This is a genomic window from Pantoea sp. EA-12, from assembly GCF_030053355.1.
In the GTDB taxonomy this organism is placed as follows: Bacteria; Pseudomonadota; Gammaproteobacteria; order Enterobacterales; family Enterobacteriaceae; genus Pantoea; species Pantoea vagans_C.
Map to the genome: position 1 here is coordinate 60,844 of NZ_JASGBY010000009.1, position 21,433 is coordinate 82,276.

17 protein-coding genes are annotated in these 21,433 nt (G+C 54.5%); 6 read left to right on the top strand and 11 right to left on the bottom strand.

The genetic code is table 11. The features are described from left to right. Positions 1-114 precede the first annotated feature (114 nt). Positions 115-1,803, top strand: coding sequence for a sugar phosphorylase (locus QMZ30_RS15015; protein ID WP_283227982.1), 1,689 nt, complete (start codon positions 115-117; stop codon positions 1,801-1,803). On the opposite strand, the gene QMZ30_RS15020 is transcribed toward QMZ30_RS15015, so the two are convergent. Next, positions 1,804-2,073, bottom strand: a complete 270-nt coding sequence (locus QMZ30_RS15020; protein WP_034820058.1) for a YdgH/BhsA/McbA family protein — start codon at positions 2,071-2,073, stop codon at positions 1,804-1,806. 152 nt (positions 2,074-2,225) lie between these two features. After that, the gene (gene bioH, locus QMZ30_RS15025; protein WP_283227983.1) at positions 2,226-3,002 is read right to left on the bottom strand and encodes a pimeloyl-ACP methyl ester esterase BioH; all 777 of its coding nucleotides are present in this window, start codon (positions 3,000-3,002) and stop codon (positions 2,226-2,228) included. A 35-nt stretch (positions 3,003-3,037) separates the two neighbouring features. Between bioH and QMZ30_RS15030 the strand changes: the two genes are divergently transcribed. Together QMZ30_RS15030 and nfuA are read left to right on the top strand one after the other, a co-directional pair. Continuing rightward, a complete protein-coding gene (locus QMZ30_RS15030) occupies positions 3,038-3,715 on the top strand; it encodes a phosphoribosyltransferase family protein (RefSeq protein WP_283227984.1) in 678 nt (225 codons plus the stop codon). 58 nt (positions 3,716-3,773) lie between these two features. After that, positions 3,774-4,349, top strand: a complete 576-nt coding sequence (gene nfuA / locus QMZ30_RS15035) for a Fe-S biogenesis protein NfuA (RefSeq protein WP_039332658.1) — start codon at positions 3,774-3,776, stop codon at positions 4,347-4,349. 35 nt (positions 4,350-4,384) lie between these two features. Here nfuA and malQ read toward each other — a convergent pair whose 3' ends face one another. The 5 genes from malQ to glpE all read right to left on the bottom strand — a co-directional run bounded on the left by malQ (position 4,385) and on the right by glpE (position 11,163). Further along, positions 4,385-6,433, bottom strand: coding sequence for a 4-alpha-glucanotransferase (gene malQ / locus QMZ30_RS15040; RefSeq protein WP_283227985.1), 2,049 nt, complete (start codon positions 6,431-6,433; stop codon positions 4,385-4,387). A gap of 90 nt (positions 6,434-6,523) precedes the next feature. Beyond that, the gene (malP, locus tag QMZ30_RS15045) at positions 6,524-8,929 is read right to left on the bottom strand and encodes a maltodextrin phosphorylase (protein WP_283227986.1); all 2,406 of its coding nucleotides are present in this window, start codon (positions 8,927-8,929) and stop codon (positions 6,524-6,526) included. 251 nt (positions 8,930-9,180) lie between these two features. Continuing rightward, positions 9,181-9,939, bottom strand: coding sequence for a DeoR/GlpR family transcriptional regulator (locus QMZ30_RS15050; protein WP_283227987.1), 759 nt, complete (start codon positions 9,937-9,939; stop codon positions 9,181-9,183). Between the two features lie 40 nt (positions 9,940-9,979). Further along, complete coding sequence (gene glpG, locus QMZ30_RS15055) at positions 9,980-10,804, bottom strand: rhomboid family intramembrane serine protease GlpG (protein ID WP_283227988.1); 825 nt, start codon at positions 10,802-10,804, stop codon at positions 9,980-9,982. 32 nt (positions 10,805-10,836) lie between these two features. Further along, positions 10,837-11,163 carry a thiosulfate sulfurtransferase GlpE gene (glpE, locus tag QMZ30_RS15060; RefSeq protein WP_039328433.1) on the bottom strand — a complete coding sequence of 109 codons (327 nt, stop codon included), beginning with the start codon at positions 11,161-11,163 and terminating at the stop codon, positions 10,837-10,839. 228 nt (positions 11,164-11,391) lie between these two features. On the opposite strand from glpE, the gene glpD reads away from it, so the two are divergent. After that, positions 11,392-12,900 (top strand): glycerol-3-phosphate dehydrogenase, encoded by a 1,509-nt coding sequence (glpD, locus tag QMZ30_RS15065; RefSeq protein WP_283227989.1) that lies wholly within the window; start codon positions 11,392-11,394, stop codon positions 12,898-12,900. A gap of 91 nt (positions 12,901-12,991) precedes the next feature. Here glpD and iolE read toward each other — a convergent pair whose 3' ends face one another. The 3 genes from iolE to iolD form a co-directional block, all read right to left on the bottom strand. Then, the gene (iolE, locus tag QMZ30_RS15070; RefSeq protein WP_283227990.1) at positions 12,992-13,888 is read right to left on the bottom strand and encodes a myo-inosose-2 dehydratase; all 897 of its coding nucleotides are present in this window, start codon (positions 13,886-13,888) and stop codon (positions 12,992-12,994) included. A 38-nt stretch (positions 13,889-13,926) separates the two neighbouring features. Then, positions 13,927-14,940, bottom strand: a complete 1,014-nt coding sequence (gene iolG, locus QMZ30_RS15075; RefSeq protein WP_283227991.1) for a bifunctional inositol 2-dehydrogenase/D-chiro-inositol 1-dehydrogenase — start codon at positions 14,938-14,940, stop codon at positions 13,927-13,929. Positions 14,941-15,004: 64 nt separating this feature from the next. Continuing rightward, on the bottom strand, positions 15,005-16,939 hold the full coding sequence (iolD, locus tag QMZ30_RS15080) for a 3D-(3,5/4)-trihydroxycyclohexane-1,2-dione acylhydrolase (decyclizing) (protein WP_039328425.1): 1,935 nt from the start codon (positions 16,937-16,939) through the stop codon (positions 15,005-15,007). Between the two features lie 549 nt (positions 16,940-17,488). Here iolD and QMZ30_RS15085 point away from each other — a divergent pair. Then, positions 17,489-19,402, top strand: coding sequence for a bifunctional 5-dehydro-2-deoxygluconokinase/5-dehydro-2-deoxyphosphogluconate aldolase (locus QMZ30_RS15085; RefSeq protein WP_283227992.1), 1,914 nt, complete (start codon positions 17,489-17,491; stop codon positions 19,400-19,402). Between the two features lie 230 nt (positions 19,403-19,632). Further along, complete coding sequence (locus QMZ30_RS15090; protein WP_283227993.1) at positions 19,633-20,478, top strand: MurR/RpiR family transcriptional regulator; 846 nt, start codon at positions 19,633-19,635, stop codon at positions 20,476-20,478. A 123-nt stretch (positions 20,479-20,601) separates the two neighbouring features. Here QMZ30_RS15090 and iolB read toward each other — a convergent pair whose 3' ends face one another. After that, positions 20,602-21,420, bottom strand: a complete 819-nt coding sequence (gene iolB / locus QMZ30_RS15095) for a 5-deoxy-glucuronate isomerase (protein ID WP_283227994.1) — start codon at positions 21,418-21,420, stop codon at positions 20,602-20,604. Between the last annotated feature and the right edge of the window lie 13 nt (positions 21,421-21,433).

Below are 21,433 nucleotides of genomic sequence, written 5' to 3' on the forward strand. Positions count from 1 at the left end.
GGCCGCCCTAAAACGCGCCCCTGCAAGCCCCTTTCAAGTTGATAAATCCTCCCTACCGTCTACGCTGAAAAAATCCGTGTGAAAAAATGACCTTCCGCGTGGCCCAACGATCTGATGGACAAAATCAACGCATTACTTGATGAGATTTACGAAGGCCGCTTTCCCGTCGCCGCACGTGAGCGCCTGCTTTCGCACATTCGCGCTGCGCGTGATACCGCTAAACTGCCACGCAAAGCGCACTGGGATGAAAAAGATGTGGTGTTGATCAGCTATGCCGATCAGTTCCGCGAATCCGATCAGCCCACGCTCGCCAGCTTCTCACGCTTTTATCAGCAGCACTTACAATCGACCTTCAGCCTGGTGCACCTGCTACCGTTTTTCCCTTATTCGTCTGATGACGGTTTCTCGGTGATTGATTATCACCAGGTCAATCCGGTCTGCGGCAACTGGCAGCATATTGCTGCCTTGCACAGTGAAACCCGGCTGATGTTCGATTTCGTCTGTAATCACATGTCCGCGCACAGCCAGTGGTTTCATCACTTTTTGGCGCAGGACCCCGGCTGGGATGATTTTTTTATCAGCATGCCGCCCGCCACGGACCTCAGTGCGGTGACACGACCACGCACTTCGCCGCTGCTCACCCCTTTTACCCTGGCTAACGGCGAGACACGCTTTATCTGGACCACTTTCAGTGCCGACCAAATCGATCTCAACTTCGCCAATCCGGAAGTGTTGATTCGCATGGTGGGCGTGCTACTGGATTACCTCAATAAAGGCGCCGACTATGTGCGGCTTGATGCCGTCGGCTATATGTGGAAAACGCCTGGAACCCACTGTATCCACCTGGCAAAAACACACCAGTTAGTGAAGCTGTTTCGTGCCATTGCCAACGAGGTTGCGCCCGGTACGGTGATTGTCACCGAAACCAACGTGCCGCATAAAGACAACATCAGCTACTTTGGCAACGGTCATGACGAAGCGCAAATGGTGTATCAGTTCTCCCTGCCGCCGTTGGTGCTGCACGCCATTCACTCTGGCTCATCACGTGCGTTACGCCAGTGGGCCAGCACGCTGGACACGGGAAATGGCACCACCACTTTCTTCAACTTCCTCGCTTCGCACGATGGCATAGGCCTAAACCCGGCGCGCGGGATTTTGTCGGAAATCGAAATTGTGGCGCTGGTGCGTGAGTTAGCGCTGGAGGGCGCTCTGGTCTCTTACAAGAACAATCCCGATGGCACCACCAGCCCTTATGAGATCAACGTGACCTACCTCGATGCGCTCAATCATCAAACCGATGATGATGACACGCGTTTACGTCGATTCTTGCTCGCACACGCCATTTTGCTGGTATTCCCCGGCGTGCCGGCGATTTACATCCAGAGCATCCTCGGTTCGCGCAATGATAATGAAGGCGTGCATGCCGCCGGACATAACCGCGCGATCAATCGAGAAAAATACAGCCTGCATGAAATGGAAGCATGGATCAGCGGTGGCAACGCACTGCGTCAGCAGGTGTATGAACGCCTGAGCACCTTGATTCAACTCCGAACGCGCCAGTCTGCCTTTCACCCCGACAACCCGATGACGTTATTAGAGAGTGAAAATGCGCTGCTGATGCTACGCCGCCATCAGTCAGGCAGTGAGGAGGGGTTACTCTGTATCTTCAACCTCAGCAGCCGCGAGATCACGACACAAATGCCACAGTCAAAGCTTTATCAGGATGTCATCAGCGGGGAGAAAATTGATGGCAGCGAGCCATTATCGCTCGCTGCCTGGCAGTTTATGTGGCTGCGAGATTAATCACTTATAAACATCAGCCGTGGCGCTGAATTTGCCATGCTCACGGCCCGCAATCACCAGAAAGTACTTCCCGCCTTTTTCGTCAGCCGCTTTGGAAAGTTCGCGCTTCGCATCCATTGGTGACGTCGTTTCCGCTGTTGTTGTCACCGTACCGATTTTTTCAAGATTCATTTTTTGCACTTCTTCTTTGGTCACTTCCTTTGCAGCGAACGCTGAAAACGACACCGCGCTCATCACCAGAGAAGCCACAGCCCATTTCATCATCTTCATAGCATTACCCTCATCCATATTTTCCATTATTGGGATGTAAGCGTCCGCGAAGCACAACAGGCGAGAAAAAAGACAGGTTCACACCACGCAGCGGTGCAGCTCACGTCAAAAGTATTGCCGCTGGTGACAAATTTGCCACCGCAGCAACAGAATTAACGCGCAACTAATTGGATGAACTCAATAATATGCTGACAAAATGCGTCAGGGTGAGAGATAAATGGCGCATGTGCCGCCTTTTCCATCACGATTGATGGGGAAGTTGGTAATGCTTCATCCAGCATCGGCGCAATACGACGCGGAACCAAGCCATCCAGCGCCCCGTATAAACGCAACAATGGCAGCGTCAGGTGCGGTAACTCAGTACGAAGATCCACCTCATGCAAGATCTTCAGCCCACCCTCAAGCACTTCAACTGAAGGCATCGGCTGCGACAGCACCACCTCCTTCAACTGACGAGCATCCTGGCGCGCATTCTCCGTGCCCATGGTTTGTAACGCCAGAAAGCGTTCCACGGTACGCTGGAAATCATTACTTAGCTGCTGTTGAAAACTTTCCAGCGTTTCCGGCTTGATGCCAGGCCACTCGCCGCGAGCGGTAAAACAGGGCGAAGAGGCAACGCTAACCAATGCGCTAACGCGTTGCGGCTGCGTCAAGGCGATTTGGCTGGCAACCAATCCTCCCAACGACCAACCGAGCAGCACCGCACGCGCGGGCAGTTGCGGTAGCAGCTGTTGCGCCATATCGGCTAAGGTCAGCGGCCCAAAGCCCTGGCTGCGGCCAAAGCCCGGCAGGTCCACCAAATGCAGGCGAAAATGCGGGCTAAGTCGAGGAACGATGTTTTGCCACACTTCCGCGTTTAGTCCCCAGCCGTGCAGCAGCACAAGATCGCGATCGCCTTCGCCTGTGGTGTGCCAGTAAAGCGAACTCATCGGTTACACTCCCGAAAAGTGAAAAAGAGGCCGCTATGCTATCAATCCCCGCGCTGTGTTGGCTATGCCGCTTGCCGCTGCAGATCGCGGGACATGGCATATGCAGCCGTTGTATCAGGCAGATTCCCCCCTTACCCACACTCTGTCCTTGTTGTGGATTACCCGCCTGCGGTACCCAGCTCTGCGGCCGCTGCATCCGCCATCCGCTGCCGTGGCAGAGCTTAACCTGTGTCAGTGATTACCAGCCGCCGGTCAGCGATTGGGTATTACAGCTAAAATTTTCCCGCGCGACCGCACTTAGAGTGATGCTGGCACGGCTACTTTTGTTAAAATTATTAACAAATCGGCGCAATAACCTTTTACCACGCATAGATTTAGTGTTGAGTGTACCGCTGCATCGCCGCCGGGCCTGGCGACGTGGCTACAATCAGGCCGAGTTGGTGGCTAAGCCGCTGGCGCACTGGTTAGGCTGTGAATATCGCGAAGGCGTTCGCCGTCGAAGGCAGGGTGCTATACAACATGCGTTGCGTGCCAGCGCCCGTAAAAAAAACCTGCGTGGCGCCTTTCGCCTTGAAATGTCGGTGCGCGGACGTCATATCTTACTTATCGATGATGTGGTGACCACCGGAAGCACGGTGGCAGAAATCAGCCGCATCCTACTGGCGCAAGGCGCGTCCAGCGTACATATTGGCTGCCTGTGCCGTACCTTGTAGAGCGTCGGTGTTGGGCGTATTATAACCAAGTAATTTAGTCAACTATTGAGCAATCGCCATGATCGTTATTACTGATGCTGCGCAAGAGCACTTCTCAAAATTGCTGTCGAAACAAGAAGACGGCACGCAAATTCGCGTATTCGTCATTAATCCGGGTACGCCAACCGCGGAATGCGGCGTTTCTTACTGCCCACCCGATGCAGTAGAAGCCACTGACACCGAAATGAAGTTCGAAAAGCTGTCAGCTTATATCGATGAGCTGAGCGCTCCGTATCTTGAAGATGCCGAGATCGATTTTGTCACTGACAACCTCGGTTCCCAGCTGACGCTGAAAGCGCCGAACGCCAAGATGCGCAAAGTGTCTGACGATGCGCCAATGGTTGAGCGTGTAGAGTATCTGCTCCAGGCGCAGATCAACCCGCAACTGGCTGGCCATGGCGGTCGCGTATCGCTGATGGAAATCACCGATGACGGCTATGCCATTCTGCAGTTTGGCGGCGGCTGTAACGGCTGTTCAATGATCGACGTGACGCTGAAAGATGGTATCGAGAAAGAGCTGCTGGCAGCCTTCCCTGAGCTGAAAGGTGTGCGTGACCTTACTGAACACCAGCGCGGTGAGCACTCTTACTACTGATTTTATGGCGGCAGCGCATCCGTGCTGCCGCTCTATTATGCTTCTTTGCGCCCCACGGTGACCGCTTTCATCACCTGCTGCACCGCTTTATCATCAAACATTTCTTCCAGCGTGACGCTCAACTTCCGTCGCCAATTCGGATATTCATTCACTGTACCCGGTACATTGACTGGCGAAGTCATTCCCAGCCAATCCTCCGGTTGTAGCCCTAGTAAAGCACTGCCCGTCTGAGCAAGAAAACGATGCATCGCCAAATTTAGCGCAGGTGTGAGGGATTGTTCATTCGCTAGCTCAGTGCCTGGTGCAGACATTGCCGCCCCCGCCTGCTGCAATGCATCCAGTAACGCTTGCTTCTGCGTGACCCGCTGTTGTTGCAGTGATTGCAGTACACTTCCGCGATACATCCCCAGTTTCTCGCCCAACGTCAAATCACCGGCCTGCCAGAATCCACTTAACGTCGGCAAATCATGCGTACTGGCGCTGGCAATCGACTGGCGAGGATAGGCAGAAGGTGGGCGATATCGGCCATCTCTTTCCTGTTCAAAAAAGAGAACCTTCCAGGAAAAGATGCCGTGACTACGCAACATACGAACAATCATCGGTGGCACCGTGCCTAAATCCTCGCCAATCACCATGCAGCCATGCCGCTGGCTTTCCAGTGCGAGGATCGCCATCAACTCGTCGACCGGATACGAAACGTATGCGCCCTTGTCAGCACCTTCGCCATAAGGGATCCACCACAGCCGCAGCAGCGCCATCACATGGTCGATGCGCAACGCGCCGCAGTCACGCATATTGGCACGCAGCAGGTCGATAAACGGTTGATATCCACGTGCACGCATCACATGTGGATCGAGCGGCGGCAACGCCCAGTTTTGCCCCAGTGGACCGAGACGATCGGGCGGCGCGCCCACTGACGCGCAAAGCTTATAGAGCTGCGGGTCCAGCCAGGTTTCTGCGCTGTGTTGCGCCACCCCAACCGCCAAATCGCGATACAGCCCAACCGCCATACCCAGTTGCTGGCTGCGCTGCCAGCAGGCCGCAAACTGTTGCTGCGCCAGCCACTGCAGCCAACTCCAGAACCGAATCTCATCTTCATGATCGGCACACCACTGCTGCACCTCAGGCTGGTGCGCGTGACGCCAACCTTCCGGCCATTTCTCCCAGCCCCATTCGTCAGGATGACTGGCGGCACGTTCCGTAAGAATGCCATCAAAAGCCGCTTGATAACGCAGCGCGTCGCCGCCCTCAGCAACAAATTGCTGAAAATCGGCTTCGGGCTGCCAGCTCTGCCAGGCAAAACGCAATGCCGCTATTTTCAACGCCGCGACCGCGTTGTAGTCCACCCAATCAGTGGCACGAGCTTGTTTTAATGCATTACGGGTTTTGGCGAGCTTCCACCAGCGCTGCGCCTCGGTGCTGTGCGCGAAAGCCGCCACCTGGTTGACATCAATGTAGAGCACATTCAGCCAGCGGCGCGACGTTGGGCTGTAGGGACTGGCATGGTCCGGTTGAGCCGGATAGAGCGCGTGCAGAGGGTTGAGGCCAACAAAATCACCGCCGTTGGCCGCAACCTGCTCCAGCATCTGCTGCAAATCGCCGAAATCACCGATGCCCCAATTGTTGTCAGATCGCAGCGTGTAAAGCTGTACCAATGCACCCCAGCGCTTTTCACCCTGTTGCAGTGGCTCGGGCAGATAGCAACGGCGTGGTGCGATAATGATGCGCGTTTGCCACTGTTTGCGTCCCTGACGCAACGTGAAGCTGTGATAGCCCTGCGGCAGGCGCGGCGGGAGCGCTAACGCTTCCCCACCCTGAAGGGTCCCACTGAAGGTTTTGCCCTGTTCGCTCTGGAGCTGCCAGCTAAACTCGCCTTTGCCCTGCGGCATAAGCTGCCGTTTGGCGCGCGGTGTAAAGACCTGCACCGGCGGCAGCGGCGGCAACTTACCTGCTGGCGTATCCATTACCGCTAGCAGGGCTCGCTTAGTCTCATCACTGATGTTTTCCGGCTCACCTTTGGCGTTGATAAACTCCACAGCGATACCGGCGGCCAGCGCGTCCTGATCCAGTTTGCTGAACGTCATGGTTTTCTCCTTTGGCGCGGTGCGCCTAAATGCGCACCCTACAAAATCGTGTAATCGCGTTGCCATGTCGCCATTTTGGGCGACCTGGCATCAGCGTGCGGCCTGCCAGATGCGCTGTTGATAATCGCGGATGGATCGATCTGAACTAAAACGCCCGGTACGCGCGGTATTAAGGATGGCCGCCTTGGTCCAGGCCTCTGGATTCTTCCACAGTGCTTCCACTTGCTGCTGTGCGGCGATGTATGCATCGAAATCCGCCAGCACCAGCCAGGGATCGCCATTTTTGGTCAGGCTATCCAGCAGCAGATTAAACGCCTGTTTATCGCCATCGCTAAACTTGCCCTTCTCCAGGTCCTTCAACAAGCCATCGAGATACGGGTTCTTTTTGCGCAGTTTTTTCGGGCTATAGCCGTTGGCTTTGAGCGCCTTCACCTCATCGACGGTATTGCCGAAGATAAAGATGTTCTTTTCGCCCACCGCATCGGCAATTTCGACGTTGGCACCGTCCAGGGTACCAATGGTGAGCGCCCCGTTGAGCGCCAGCTTCATATTACCGGTACCAGAAGCTTCATAACCGGCGGTGGAGATCTGTTCAGAAAGATCGGCGGCGGGAATCATCAATTCCGCCGCCGTGATGCGGTAATCCGGAATAAACACCACTTTGAGCCGATCGCCCACCTTCGGATCGTTGTTGATCACTTCTGCCACTTTATTGATGGCATAAATGATGTTTTTAGCGAGGTAATAACCCGGCGCGGCTTTTGCGCCAAACAGGAACACGCGCGGTACGAAGTCAGGATTTTTAGGATCTTCACGTAGCTGGCGATAACAGTGCAGCATATGCAGCAGGCTGAGGTGCTGGCGTTTGTACTCATGCAGACGCTTAATCTGCACATCAAACAGCGCATCGGGGTTCACATCAATGCCGGTGACGCGTTTGATATATACCGTCAGGCGCAGCTTGTTTTGCTGCTTAATGGTGCGGAACTGCTGACGAAAGGCCTTCTTACGTGCGTAAGGTGCCAGCCACTCCAGCGCATCCAGATCGTTAGCCCACTCGACCTGCAGTGTTTCATCAATCAGGTTAGATAACAGGGGATTACACTGTTTAAGCCAACGACGCGGCGTGATGCCATTGGTGACATTATGGAATTTGTTTGGCCAGAGTTGGTGATATTCCGGGAACAAATCTTTCACCACCAGTTCAGAGTGCAGCGCGGCAACACCGTTGACTGCAAAGCAGCTCACCACGCACAGGTTTGCCATTCGCACTTGCCCTTCGGCCACCACTGCCAGCTTGTGCCAAATCTCGCGATCACCCGGCCACTGCTTCTTCACCACTTTTTTCAGGCGCTGGTTAATCTCACGGATTATCAGCATATGGCGCGGCAGCAGGTCGCGAACCAGTTGCTCATCCCATCGCTCCAGCGCTTCCGGCATTAACGTGTGGTTGGTATAAGCAAATACCCGGCTGGTAATATACCAGGCTTCATCCCAACTCAGTTGATGTTCATCCAGCAGCACACGCAGCATTTCCGGGATGGCAATGGTGGGATGGGTATCGTTGAGTTGAATCACTTCGAACTCAGGCAAGCTGTGAATCGAACGCCCGGCAAAATGATGACGCCGCAGGATATCCCCCACCGCACAGGCGCACTGGAAATACTGCTGCATCAGGCGCAGTCGCTTGCCTTCGGCATGATTATCATTGGGATAGAGCACCTTAGTCAGTTTATCGGCGTCGATCCCCGGTTGTTCGGCCTGCAGGAATTTGCCATTGTTGAACAGGGTGAGATCAAACGGGTGAGCACTGGTGGCTTTCCACAGACGTAGCGGTAAGGTCACACCATTACGATACCCCACCACCGGCAAATCCCAGGCTTCTCCCTTTAAATGAAATTTCGGCCGCCATTGCAGCGTGCCATCCTCATTTTTCTTCACTTTACCGCCAATGCCCACCTGCACATCCTGCGCGGCGTTATGGCGAAACCAGGGATAGCTATCACGCTGCCAGTCGTCCGGCGCCTCTTTTTGCTGCCCATCATCAAAGGTCTGGCGGAACAGGCCATATTGATAGTTGAGCCCATGTCCCATTCCCGCCTGCCCGACGGTCGCCATTGAATCCATATAGCAGGCGGCTAAGCGCCCTAATCCGCCGTTGCCCAGCGCAGGATCAATCTCTTCTTCCAGCAATTCGCTCAGCTCTACCTGATGCTCGGCCAGCGCAGCCTGTACCTCGTTGTACCAGCCGAGGTTGAGCAGGTTATTGCCGGTCAAACGACCAATCAGAAATTCCATCGACAGATAATTAACATGGCGCTGGCCCACACGCGGTGTGGCGGGCGGTTGGGTGGCGAGCATTTCAGCCAACACACTGCTCAGCGCTTGCCACCATTGGTGCGGTGTCATTTGCTGGGCGGAAGTGAGTCCAAGATGCTGCCATTGGCGGGTAAGTGCGGCGTCGAAACGTGTTTTATTAAATTTTTGCTGCGACATATCAATCCCTTCGAGTCCGTTAACGGTAAAGACGGGCGAGCGCATAACCAGAAAGGATAAGTTAAGTCAGAGGTGAAGAAAAAAGCGACAGGGAAATGCGGTAGTGGTGAAAAAAAACGATGTTGAGGCAGACTAATGTTAATGCAGTGCGATTCATCGCGCAGTGCATTGCCTACTACTTTTTGGTCGCCATAAATGGCAACCCTACGGCGATCCTAGGGTGCGCATTAAGATGCGCACCCGCATATTCATCAACACAGTTCGAGGTGAACTTCGTGCTGCTCAATCACCTTCAGGACACTGGCAGGTGGGGTTTGATCGGTATACATATAGTCAATCAGGCTCATGCTGCCGAGGTTCACCATCGCATTACGACCAAACTTCGAGTGGTCGACGACCAGCATCACGCAACGCGAGTTTTCAATGATCGCGCGTTTGGTGCGGACTTCGTGGTAATCGAACTCCAGCAGTGAACCATCCATATCGATACCGCTGATGCCCAGGATGCCAAAGTCCAGGCGAAACTGGGAGATAAAATCCAGCGTGGCTTCGCCCATGATGCCACCATCGCGGGTACGGATTTCACCCCCCGCGATAATCACACGGAAATCCGGCTTCGCCATTAGCAAGGTTGCGACATTCAGGTTGTTAGTGACAACGCGCAGGTTGTTGTGATTGAGCAACGCATGCGCCACCGCTTCTGGCGTGGTGCCGATATCAATAAACAGCGTCGCGCCATCCGGGATCTGGCTCGCCACGCGCTCAGCAATGCGCGCTTTCTCAGCCGACCACATCATTTTGCGATCTTGCCACGCCGTGTTTTCGGAGCTGGAAGGCAGCGCCGCACCGCCATGATGGCGCTGAATTTTATTTTGATCGGCCAGATCGTTGAGATCGCGCCGGATAGTTTGCGGACTCACCTCAAAGTGATCCACCAGCTCTTCCGTGCTGACATATCCCTGACGCCGGACCAGATCGATAATGGCGTCATGACGTTGCGTCTGCTTCACATCCCTCTCCTCGGCTTAACGCCGTTTTCTTCTTTGTTGTCTAACGACGCGCGATATTGCGCGTATCGACAAAGGCCATAGCAAGACCCACCAGCAAGCCGGTGACGTGGGCGGCATTGGCAATCGACAAGCCAAAGGCGCCGTACCAGCCAATAATCAGCCATACAATAGCGAAGCCCATCAAACCACGCTCCAGATAAATGCCACTTTCGGTATCGCGCTCGCCCCGCAACCAGCAATATCCCATCAGCGCGTAGACCACACCGGACAATCCGCCGAAAAGTACGCCGCTAAACTTGGCCTGCATCCAACCGCTTAAAAGCGCGGAAATGAGCATAATCACAAACAGCTTTCCGCTGCCAATGCGCTTCTCAACTGCCCCACCGAGATACCACCACCACATCAGATTGAACAAGATGTGCAGCAGTGAGAAATGCAGCAGTGCATGGCTAAACCAGCGCCAGACCTGGAAATACTGTGAGGAGTCGGCCGGCCACGCCAGCCAGTCGAGTGCCACATCATCACCCACAATCTGCATCATGATAAACACCGCTACACAGGCGATCATGATGGTCATGGTGAGCGGGCCTGCGCGTTCACGAATGTTCGCCCAGATGTTGCTGCGCTCATAACGTAAGCCCGATTCGGTGCTACCGGTGTGCCAACTGGCGGCCTGATAACGCGGATGGTTGGGATCGCGAACGAACTGCGCAAGTTCGTTTTCGACCAGCGAAAGCTGCGTTTCATCATCCAGCATAATCACATAGTGACTCTCGCGCTCTATGCGCAGCGTGACGCCACGCGTGGCCATGTAATCGACAAATGCCTGCGCCATACGAGGATGGTTAAATTGTGTAATGCGCATCGTGCGTACTCTCCTTCCTTTTAGAGATCGGCTCAGACGCTGCCTGTTGCCACCTGCGCCGGAAAGGCGGCACGCCACGCGTCAAAACCGCCATCAATGCTGTAGGTCGCGTTAAATCCTTGTCCTGACAGGAATTGTGCTGCGCCTTTACTGCTGTTGCCGTGATAGCACATCACCAGTACCGGCAAGTCGTGATTGGCCTGTGCAATAAAGTCAGCGAGGTTGTCGTTAGAAAGATGTAGCGAGCCCGTAGCATGGCCCATTGCAAAACTTTGCGGATCGCGGATGTCCACCAGCTGCGCGCCTTGTGCCAGGTGCTCGTTAGCCTGCTGAACCGTAATACATTCGAAGTTTTCCATGGTGTCTCTCATTAGGTCGTCACAATTAGCGCCTAGTTTAACCTGAGAAGCCGCCGCGATAACCTGACAAAAGTTAAGGCTATGGATTTTTTTTCCTGCAGGAATGTTAGCTATATCACGCAAAAATGTTTTTATTGAGTTAAGCGCTGGCATCAATGTTGGTTTCCGATTATTATTACGCTCGAAAACGAACATTTTAGAACTATTCCGAACATCGGAGGAGATGACGTGGAAACCAAAGACCTGATCGTGATCGGCGGCGGCATTAACGGAGCCGGCATTGCAGTGGACGCTGCAGGACGCGGACTGTCAGTGCTGATGCTGGAGGCGCGGGATTTGGCCTGTGCGACCTCCTCCAATAGCTCAAAGTTGATTCACGGTGGCTTGCGCTATCTGGAACATTACGAATTCCGCCTGGTGGGCGAAGCGTTGGCTGAACGCGAAGTGCTGCTGAAAATGGCACCGCATATTGCCTTCCCTATGCGCTTCCGCTTGCCGCACCGTCCGCACCTGCGTCCGGCGTGGATGATCCGTCTGGGCCTGTTTATGTACGACCGCCTCGGCAAACGTACTACTTTACCCGGCAGTAAAGGCCTGCGTTTTGGCGCGGAATCGGCCCTTAAGCCTGAAATCACGCGCGGATTCGAATATTCGGACTGCTGGGTGGACGATGCGCGCATGGTGGTGCTCAATGCGCAAGAAGTGGTGAAACAGGGTGGTGAAGTCCGCACCCGTACCCGCGTCAACCGCGCATGGCGCGAAGGCGGCTTGTGGATGGTGGAAGCCGAAGATATCGATACTGGCAAAACCTTTACCTGGCGCGCCAAAGGCCTGGTTAACGCAGCCGGCCCATGGGTGAAACAGCTGTTTGACGACGGTCTGAAGTTGAAATCGCCGTATGGCATTCGCTTGATCAAAGGCAGCCACATTGTGGTACCGCGCGTACACCGCGAAAAGCAGGCCTATATTCTGCAGAACGAAGATAACCGTATCGTGTTTGTGATTCCGTGGATGGATGAATTCTCCATCATCGGCACCACCGACGTGGAGTACAAAGGCGATCCGAAAGAGGTGAAGATTGATGACAACGAAATCAGCTATCTGCTGAAAGTGTTCAACGGACACTTCAAACAGCAGTTGAGCAAAGAGGACATTGTCTGGACTTACTCTGGTGTGCGTCCGCTGTGCGATGACGAATCAGATTCGCCGCAGGCGATCACCCGTGATTACACGCTGGATGTGCACGACGACAACGGTCAGGCACCGCTACTGTCCGTGTTTGGCGGCAAGCTGACCACCTACCGTAAGCTGGCCGAGCACGCGCTGGAAAAACTGGCCAAGTACTACCCTAATGCGGGTCCAGCCTGGACCAAAACGGCGGTGTTGCCGGGCGGTGATTTCTCCGGTTCACGTGAAGATTACGCCGCAGGTCTGCGTCGTCGTTATCCGTTTATCAGTGAAGGGATGGCGCGCCACTTCGCCCGTACTTACGGCAGCCGTACTGAAGTATTACTGGAAGGCGCAACCAGCCTGGCTGATCTGGGTGAGAACTTCGGCCATGAGTTTTATGAAGCCGAACTGCGTTACCTGGTGAAACACGAGTGGGTGCGCGAGTTGGATGATGCCATCTGGCGTCGTACCAAACAGGGCATGTGGTTGACGGAAGCAGAGCAGGCGCGCATTCGCGAATGGCTGGCGGCCAACGGTCAGAAACCGGCGCTGTCACTGGCATCGTAATAAAAAGGTCGCCATAAATGGCGACCTTACATATAGTGTGCGCATTCATGCGCACCGCATAAAAATGCACCTTTTCAGGTGCATTTTTTTATTACAGCCCGGTATTCTCACGAATATATTTACGCGCTTTCACCGCGTATTCGAACGGGTTGGCCAGCGCCGGGTCCTGTTCCGCCTCTACCACCATCCAGCCTTTGTAGCCGTAATCGTCGAGAATTTTGAACACCGGTTTGAAATCAATCACACCATCGCCCGGTACGGTGAAGGTGCCTTTCTTCACGCCATCAAGGAACGACAGCGACTTGGCGCGCACTTCAGCCACCACGCTGTCACGCACGTCTTTCAGATGCACATGGAAAATACGTGGCAGATATTTGGTCAGTACATCCAGCATCACCTGCTGTGAGCCTTCGGAGTAGTAGATGTGGCCGGTGTCATACAGCAGGCCAACGTTGTCATTGGTCGATTCCATAAAGCGATCGATTTCAGCAGGCGTCTGGATACCGGTGCCCATATGGTGATGCAGCGTCAAGCGCATGCCTTTTTTCGCCGCGATCTCAGCCAGTTCGTTATAGCCTTCTGCCGTCAGACGCCACTCTTCATCGGTAAAGTTCGGCTTCTGCTCCAGAACCGCCAGCGTAGTGCCCTGAATGCTTTTGCTCTGCTCTGAGCAGCCAATCACGCGCGCGCCCATCGCATGCAGGAAGTTCATATGATTAGTGAACTCGTCAATGGTTTTCGCCTTGTCACCGTTCGCGAAGAAGGTGCTGAACCACGCGTTGCAGATCTGGATGCCGCGAATATCCAGCATCGGTTTCAATACCGCCGGATCTTTCGGGTATTTGCTACCCACTTCACTGCCGGTGAAACCCGCCAGTGCCATTTCGCTCACTGTCTGCTGGAAGGTGTTTTCGCTGCCCAGCTCTGGCATGTCATCGTTGGTCCAGCCGATTGGCGCAATCGCCAGTTTTACGTTGTCTTTGTTCATTGCAAATCCCTGATTCTTTGAGAGAAGAGTAAGCTCAATTACTTCGCGTAAAATGCCGGGCGTGGCGGCATGGTAACCGGCTCAATCGCCCCGCTCTCCTGCGCTTTGTGGCAAGCATCAGCGGCCACGGAAGCGGCGAAACCATCCCAGGCAGACGGTCCCGACAGCTGGCCCGCTTTTACGTCATTAATGAACGCCTGCAACTCAACGTCGTAAGCTTCGATAAAGCGGTCTTTCCAGTCGGTCAGCAGGGCATTGCCGAGACGCGCGTTTTTGCGCGTTTGGATGGCAGAAGGCTCAGGCAGTTTGGCAATGCCCTCTTCGCCCACCACTTCACACTGAATGTCGTAGCCGTAAGCGCAGTTCACGAAGATCTCGACATCAATACGGATGCCTTTCTGCGTTTCGAACAGGACGATTTGTGGATCTTTTAGTTTCGGATGGGTTTTAGACGTACTGCGTGGGAATACCACTTGCACCGTCTTATAGTCGTCTTCTGTCAACCAGCGCAGCACATCCAACTCATGAATCAGGGTATTGGTGATCGCCATGTCCGTGGTGTAGTTCTCAGCGACGCTCTGGTTGCGGTGCGCGCAGTGCAGCATCAGCGGCTCGCCGATTTCACCGTCTGTGATCACTTTCTTCAGTGCACGGTAGCCCGCGTCGTAAGGACGCATAAAGCCCACCTGCACCAGTCGTTTGCCGTGTTTGATCTCAGCATCAACTATACGACGGCAGCCCTCAGCGCTCATCGCCAACGGCTTCTCGCAGAATACCGGTTTGCCCGCCGCGATCGCAGCCAGCGTAAACTCTTCGTGTGTGGGATCCCATGATGTCACCAGCACCGCATCGACGTCGGGTGAGTTGATGACTTGATGGCCATCCTGATACACCTCAGCTTCGATATTCAGACGTTGCAGCGCAGCACGCGCCCCTTCAACGTTGATATCTGAAACCGCCACCACTTTCGCGCCCTGCAATACGTTATTGCAGCGACGAATGTGTTCCTGACCAATTGCACCGGTACCAATTACACCGAGTTTGAGCGTCATAGTTACACCTGTAGAGTCGGATATAGAGAGTAAACAAGGCCGACGGACGCCGGCCTAAAGGGTATTAGTACTTACGTGCTTGTTGGATGTGCACGTTAAGCTTGTCTGCCACTTCCTGCGTGCGCTCGGAGGTGGAGGTTTGCGCCACACCCACGTGCCACCAGCTGAAGTATTTGTGCACCATGGTTTTTGGCAGCACTTTGATGTCGAATAGCACTGAAACGGTTTGTTTCTGCGCATCAATCAAGGCGGCTTCTAACTGCGCCAGCGTGGTGATGCGATAGGTTTTGCAGCCGTAACCGCCCGCGATTGCGGCGAAGTCTACCGGGACAAAACCGCCATCCAGCTTGCCACCTTCCGGGTTACGGAAGCGGAACTCGGTGGTGAAGCTGTCCATACCGTGTTCCATCTGCAGGTTGTTGATACAACCGTTGGTCATGTTATCCAGCAGCACCACGTTGATTTTTGCCCCTTCCTGGATCGAGGTCACCAGCTCGGAGTGCAGCATCATGAAGGAGCCATCACCCACCATCACGTAAACTTCACGCTGCGGCTGCGCCAGCTTCACGCCCAGTGCGGCGTTAACTTCATAGCCCATGCACGAGTAGCCATACTCAACGTGGTACGAGTTGTAATCTTTGGTGCGCCACACGCGTTGCAGGTCGCCCGGCAGACTGCCCGCTGCCGCCACAATCACTGCATCCTTTGGGAGCTGCTCGTTTAAGGTGCCCAGCACGCTGCTCTGCGTCAGCACCGACTGGGTCAGGCGCTCGAACTCAGCAAACAGCGCTTCACGGTCGGCGTGATCGGCGATTTCAGGAATGAAATCGTCCGTGTTGTAAGTGGCGGCATACACGCGCTGTGTCTCTTTCAACAGCTTGCTCTGCGCCTGGTCAATCTGACCGCCCCAATGGTTTTCGAAGCCTTTCAGGCCACTTTCCAGCGCCGTCAGACCTTCGCGCGCATCGGCCAGCAGCTGCACCGCATCCAGTTTGTAGCTGTCAAAGTTGCTGACGTTGAGGTTCAGATAGCTCACCTCTGGATTCTGGAAAATCCATTTCGATGCCGTGGTGAAATCGGTGTAACGCGTACCAATACCGATCACTAAGTCGGCCTCTTTCGCCAGCAGGTTCGCCGCCAGACAGCCGGTTTCACCCACACCACCCACATTCAACGGATGGTCAGACACGATGGTGCCTTTCCCCGCCTGCGTCTCTGCGAACGGAATGTTAAAGCGCTCGGCAAATTTCAGCAGCGCGTCACCCGCATCTGAATATTTCAGGCCACCACCGACAATGATCAGCGGCTTGTGCTTACGGGCAATCAATGCCAGCGCATCTTCCAACTGGGCAGCCGTTGGTAAACGACGGTCCAGACGGTGTACACGCTTCTGGAAGAAATATTCCGGGAAGTCCCAGGCTTCACCCTGTACATCCTGAGGTAAGGCGATGGTCACCGCGCCGGTTTCGGCAGGATCGGTTAGCACACGCAAGGCGTTGATACAGGCGGTCATCAGCTGTTCAGGACGGCTGACGCGGTCCCAGTATTTGCTCACGGCACGGAAGGCGTCGTTGGTACTGATGCTGAGATCGTGACTCTGTTCGATCTGCTGCAACACCGGATCAGGCTGACGCGTGGCAAACACATCGCCTGGCAGCAGCAGTAAAGGAATGCGGTTAGCCGTTGCGGTAGCGGCGGCGGTGATCATGTTCGCGGCACCCGGTCCTACCGATGAGGTACAGGCGATAATCTGACGACGCAGTGATTGCTTGGCAAAACCAATCGCCGCGTGGGCCATGCCCTGCTCATTTCGGCCCTGATGCACCACCAGATCGCCGCTGTCTTGCTCCAGCGCCTGCCCGAGTCCCAGCACATTGCCGTGACCGAAAATGGCGAAAATGCCTTTCACAAATTTGGTTTCAACGCCATCTACGTTCAGATACTGATTATCAAGGAATTTCACCAGCGCCTGTGCCGTGGTAAGTCTGATTGTGCCCATATGCTTCTTCCTTTACATGCTGGTACCCAGGTGATGAGTACAACGCGGTTCGGGTTTAGCTGCCGTAAATGGCGCCCGCGGATAAGTGAAACGTGTGGCGATTATAAACAAATATTTTTTTCATTAAACACGATTACAGAAGAAACATTTCATTTTGCGATGGAGATCAAATTCAGCGATGAAACGTGGGATACGGGAGTAAAGATAAGGAAGAAAGTGGAACAGCACATTGCCATTTAACCGGGATAACGAAATTTCATTTCACTTCAGTAGCTTCCTTTATTTCACGGCATTTTCCTGCGACCTGGCTCACAAGCCAGAGCATCCGTGAAACTCATGCAGTGTGACCGGCCGAGACAGCGCATCAATCAGAGTTTTACCTGGCTCACAAAATCGCGATGGATGTTTCATTTCATATTGTATTTGGAATTTTTATTCCTCATACTGCCACCAAAGCCAATAAGGCACCTTGAGAACCCGGAAGCATAGCGCTCGATGTAGGGCGGCCTCGCCCGCAGTGTCTGCTTATCACAGAAGGAAACAATAGGTATGAGTACACAACAGAAGCGGCTTGATGTGATTTGTATCGGACGCATCGCCGTCGACCTCTACGGTCAGCAAATCGGATCACGCCTGGAAGATATGACCAGCTTCAACAAGTATCTGGGCGGCTCCTCCGGCAACGTGGCATACGGCACCGCGATTCAGGGGCTGAGATCAGCGATGCTGGCGCGCGTAGGGGATGAACACAACGGCCGTTTTCTGCGTGAAGAACTGCAGCGTGTCGGTTGCAACACCGACGGGCTGATTACGGATAAAAACCGCCTGACCGGCCTGGTGATCCTCGGTATTAAAGATGAAGACACCTTCCCGCTGATTTTCTACCGCGACAACTGCGCCGATATGGGTCTGGTGCCAGAAGATATTAAAGAAGAATTTATCACCTCTTCCCGTGCCGTGGCCGTGACGGGTACGCATCTGTCACATCCGCAAACACGTGCTGCGGTGCTGAAAGCGCTGGATATCGCCAAGCGCAACGGGCTGCGTACCGCGCTGGATATCGATTACCGTCCCGTGCTGTGGGGGCTGACTTCACTGGGTGATGGCGAGACCCGTTTCGTTGAATCCGGTGAAGTGACCCAACAGCTGCAGGAAGTGCTGCACTATTTCGATTTGGTGGTAGGAACGGAAGAAGAGTTCCATATCGCGGGTGGCAGCACCGATACGCTGACGGCCCTGAAAAATGTGCGTAAGGCGAGCAAAGCGACGTTGGTGTGCAAACGCGGTCCGCTCGGTTGCGTGGTGTTTGAAGGCGATATTCCAGATAGCTGGGAACAGACGAAGCTGCAAACTGGCGTACGTGTCGAAGTCCTGAACGTACTGGGTGCCGGCGATGCCTTTATGTCTGGCCTGCTGCGTGGCTGGTTGAACGACGAGAGTTGGGAACAGGCTTGCCGTTATGCCAACGCGTGCGGTGCATTGGTGGTTTCGCGCCATGGCTGCGCCCCGGCGATGCCAACCAAAGAAGAGCTGGACGATTTCCTTGGCCGCGATAAAGACGTGAAACGTCCCGATCTTGATGCACGTCTGAACCATCTGCATCGCGTCACCACGCGTAAACAGCAGTGGCCAGAGCTGAATGTGTTCGCATTCGACCACCGCAAGCAGTTGGCCGACATGGCACGCGAAGCGGGCGTGAGCGAAGATCTGATTCCGCAACTGAAAGTACTGCTGTTGCAGGCTGCGCAGGAAGCGGCAAACGAAGCCGGTTTGAATGAGAAAAGCGGTATTCTCGCGGACACCACATACGGCCAGAAGGCGCTGAACGCGATTACCGGCAAAAACTGGTGGATTGGTCGCCCCATCGAACTGCCAAGCTCCCGCCCACTGCGTCTGGAGCACGGTAATATCGGTTCACAGCTGGTCGATTGGCCGGCAGAACACGTGGTGAAATGTCTGGTGTTCTACCATCCACATGACAGTGCAGAACTGCGCCAAGAACAGGATGAGCTGATTCTTGATGTGTGGAACGGCTGTAATAAGAGCGGCCACGAATTGCTGCTGGAAGTGATTCTGCCGGAGAGCAATCCCGACCGTAATGAATCTTACTATTACGATATGCTGAGCCACTTCTACAGTCTGGGGATTCAGCCAGACTGGTGGAAATTACCGCCGCTGTCGGCGGAGAGCTGGCAGTCAATCAGCGGGCTGATCGAACAAAACGATCCCCACTGCCGCGGCATTTTGCTGCTCGGCCTCGACGCGCCGGAAGAGAAACTGAAAGCCGGTTTCGCCGCCGCCGCACAGGCACCGTGGGTGAAAGGCTTTGCGGTGGGTCGCACCATCTTTGGTCAACCTTCACGCCAGTGGCTGAACGGCGAATTGGATGACAAAGCGCTGATTGAAACCGTGAAAGGCAATTATCTGCGATTGATTGGCTACTGGCGCGCGGCACGCGGCTGACAGGTTGTTATCGTGGTAGTGGCGCACCTTGGTGCGCCTAAAGGCGGCTGCAAAGCCGCCTCTTCTTTGGCTTCCCACCCTTCTCGCCATTAACCACCTTATTTTGTGAGGCATTTCATAAACCGATGAAATAAGCTTCACGAAAGCGTCAAACGAATGAAATTTTCCATCCATCTGGTACTATAGCGCTCATTATCCAGCCATATTTTCTTTTTTAGCGGGCCGAAGTAATGACCAATAATCCAACCCAATTAACCTTGTTACAGGACGATATCCGTCGTCGCTATGAGACGCTGAGTAAACGCCTGAAGCAAGTGGCTCGTTATATTCTTGATAACAGCAACAGTATCGCCTTCGACACCGTGGCTTCTATCGCGCAGCAAGCTGATGTGCCGCCCTCCACGCTGATCCGCTTTGCCAATGCGTTTGGCTTCAGCGGCTTCAACGAAATGAAACAGGTTTTCCGTCAGCATCTGATGGAAGAGACCGTGAACTACACCGAGCGCGCGCGCCTGTTCCGCCAGACCGCCACAGACGACAGTGCCAGCTCCCCGGAAAGCCCGGTTGAAATCCTTAACGTCTTCACCATGGTGAACAGCCAGGCATTGCAACAGTTAGCGATGCAGGTGAATCCGGACCAGCTGAATAAAGCCGTGAAGATGCTCGACGAAGCCGAGAACATTTACATCATTGGTTTGCGCCGCTCATTTAGCGTTGCGTCTTACCTGGTGTATGCGTTGCGTCATCTGGAGCGTCGTGCCTTCCTGATTGACGGCCTCGGCGGCATGTTCACCGAGCAGCTGAGCATGGTGAATCCAAAAGACGTGGTGATTGCGATCAGCTACTCGCCGTATGCCCGTGAAGCGGTGGAGTTAGTCGAGCTGGGTGCCAAACGCGGCGCACACCTCATTGCCATCACCGACAGCCAGGTGAGCCCGCTCGCCGCCTTCAGCGATGTGTGTTTTGTGGTGCGTGAAGCCCAGGTGGATGGCTTCCGTTCACAGGTTGCCTCTCTCTGCCTGGCGCAAACGCTGGCCGTCTCTTTAGCGCTGAATAACACCACTACCGGCGAGTAACTTCGCCGGCCGTGATGCATGTAAAAAAGGCAGCCATTTGGCTGCCCTTTTTACATCTGCGTCATACTGTGTCTGCCTGGTGCGCATCAACGCGCACCCTACAAAAACGGCACAACGAACAGGTTACTTGCTGCGCGGATACTGGTCGCTGTTCACCCAGGCGTGATCTTTCTCCCAGGTAAATTTCCACAGACGCACCGGACCGGCCATCACGTTCAGATAGTAGTTATCGTACCCCGCGATAGTGGCCACCGGGTGATAACCACGCGGCACGGTCACGACATCGCGGTTATACGGCGCCATGCACTCATCGAGTGAACGGTCGTCGGTGTAAACGCGCTGCATAGCGAAGCCGGGTTCTGGATCGAAACGGTGATAATAGGTCTCTTCCAGATAGGTTTCGTCCGGGCTGGTTTTCTGGTCATGCTTATGACTCGGGTACGAACTGGTCGCCCCCTCGTCGGTATACACTTCCACCACCAGCAAACTATCGGCTTCTTTGTTGTCCGGCAGAATGTTGTGCACCAGACGCTGGTTGCGCCCTTTGCCACGATGTTCAACACCGACATCTTCCGGCGCAATCAAGCGTGCCGGTAAGCTACCCTTGCTCGGTGCATTACAGACCGCAAGCTCCAGATCGCTGTCCGCGTAGACTTCCACTTCATCGTTGTGCGGCACGTAAACTGAGTAAGGCGGAATACGCTCGAACGGTGACAGACGTTTGCCGAGGTTTGGGAACTCCGCGTGACGGGTTTTCACCGACGCGAATCCGGCCACCAGCACCAGGCACAGCTCCTTATCGCCACTGCTCAGTTTCAGGCTTTGGCCCTTCTTCAGCAGATAGGCATCAAAACCGACGTACTCCCAACCTGCACTTTCAGGCGTCACATGCTGAATACGACCGTTGCTGTCTGGCTGCTGCACTTTCGAAATCAGAGACATCCTCTTCCTCCTG

Bases quoted from the DNA above. Each gene is read 5' to 3' on its own strand.
- malQ (WP_283227985.1), bottom strand. From the start codon at position 6,433: ATGACGTTCAGCAAACTGGATCAGGACGCGCTGGCCGCCGGTATCGCT.
- QMZ30_RS15030 (WP_283227984.1), top strand. From the start codon at position 3,038: ATGCTATCAATCCCCGCGCTGTGTTGGCTATGCCGCTTGCCGCTGCAG.
- QMZ30_RS15090 (WP_283227993.1), top strand. From the start codon at position 19,633: ATGACCAATAATCCAACCCAATTAACCTTGTTACAGGACGATATCCGT.
- iolD (WP_039328425.1), bottom strand. From the start codon at position 16,939: ATGGGCACAATCAGACTTACCACGGCACAGGCGCTGGTGAAATTCCTT.
- iolG (WP_283227991.1), bottom strand. From the start codon at position 14,940: ATGACGCTCAAACTCGGTGTAATTGGTACCGGTGCAATTGGTCAGGAA.
- glpE (WP_039328433.1), bottom strand. From the start codon at position 11,163: ATGGAAAACTTCGAATGTATTACGGTTCAGCAGGCTAACGAGCACCTG.
- QMZ30_RS15015 (WP_283227982.1), top strand. From the start codon at position 115: ATGGACAAAATCAACGCATTACTTGATGAGATTTACGAAGGCCGCTTT.
- nfuA (WP_039332658.1), top strand. From the start codon at position 3,774: ATGATCGTTATTACTGATGCTGCGCAAGAGCACTTCTCAAAATTGCTG.
- iolB (WP_283227994.1), bottom strand. From the start codon at position 21,420: ATGTCTCTGATTTCGAAAGTGCAGCAGCCAGACAGCAACGGTCGTATT.
- QMZ30_RS15020 (WP_034820058.1), bottom strand. From the start codon at position 2,073: ATGAAGATGATGAAATGGGCTGTGGCTTCTCTGGTGATGAGCGCGGTG.
- QMZ30_RS15085 (WP_283227992.1), top strand. From the start codon at position 17,489: ATGAGTACACAACAGAAGCGGCTTGATGTGATTTGTATCGGACGCATC.
- iolE (WP_283227990.1), bottom strand. From the start codon at position 13,888: ATGAACAAAGACAACGTAAAACTGGCGATTGCGCCAATCGGCTGGACC.
- glpG (WP_283227988.1), bottom strand. From the start codon at position 10,804: ATGCGCATTACACAATTTAACCATCCTCGTATGGCGCAGGCATTTGTC.
- bioH (WP_283227983.1), bottom strand. From the start codon at position 3,002: ATGAGTTCGCTTTACTGGCACACCACAGGCGAAGGCGATCGCGATCTT.
- malP (WP_283227986.1), bottom strand. From the start codon at position 8,929: ATGTCGCAGCAAAAATTTAATAAAACACGTTTCGACGCCGCACTTACC.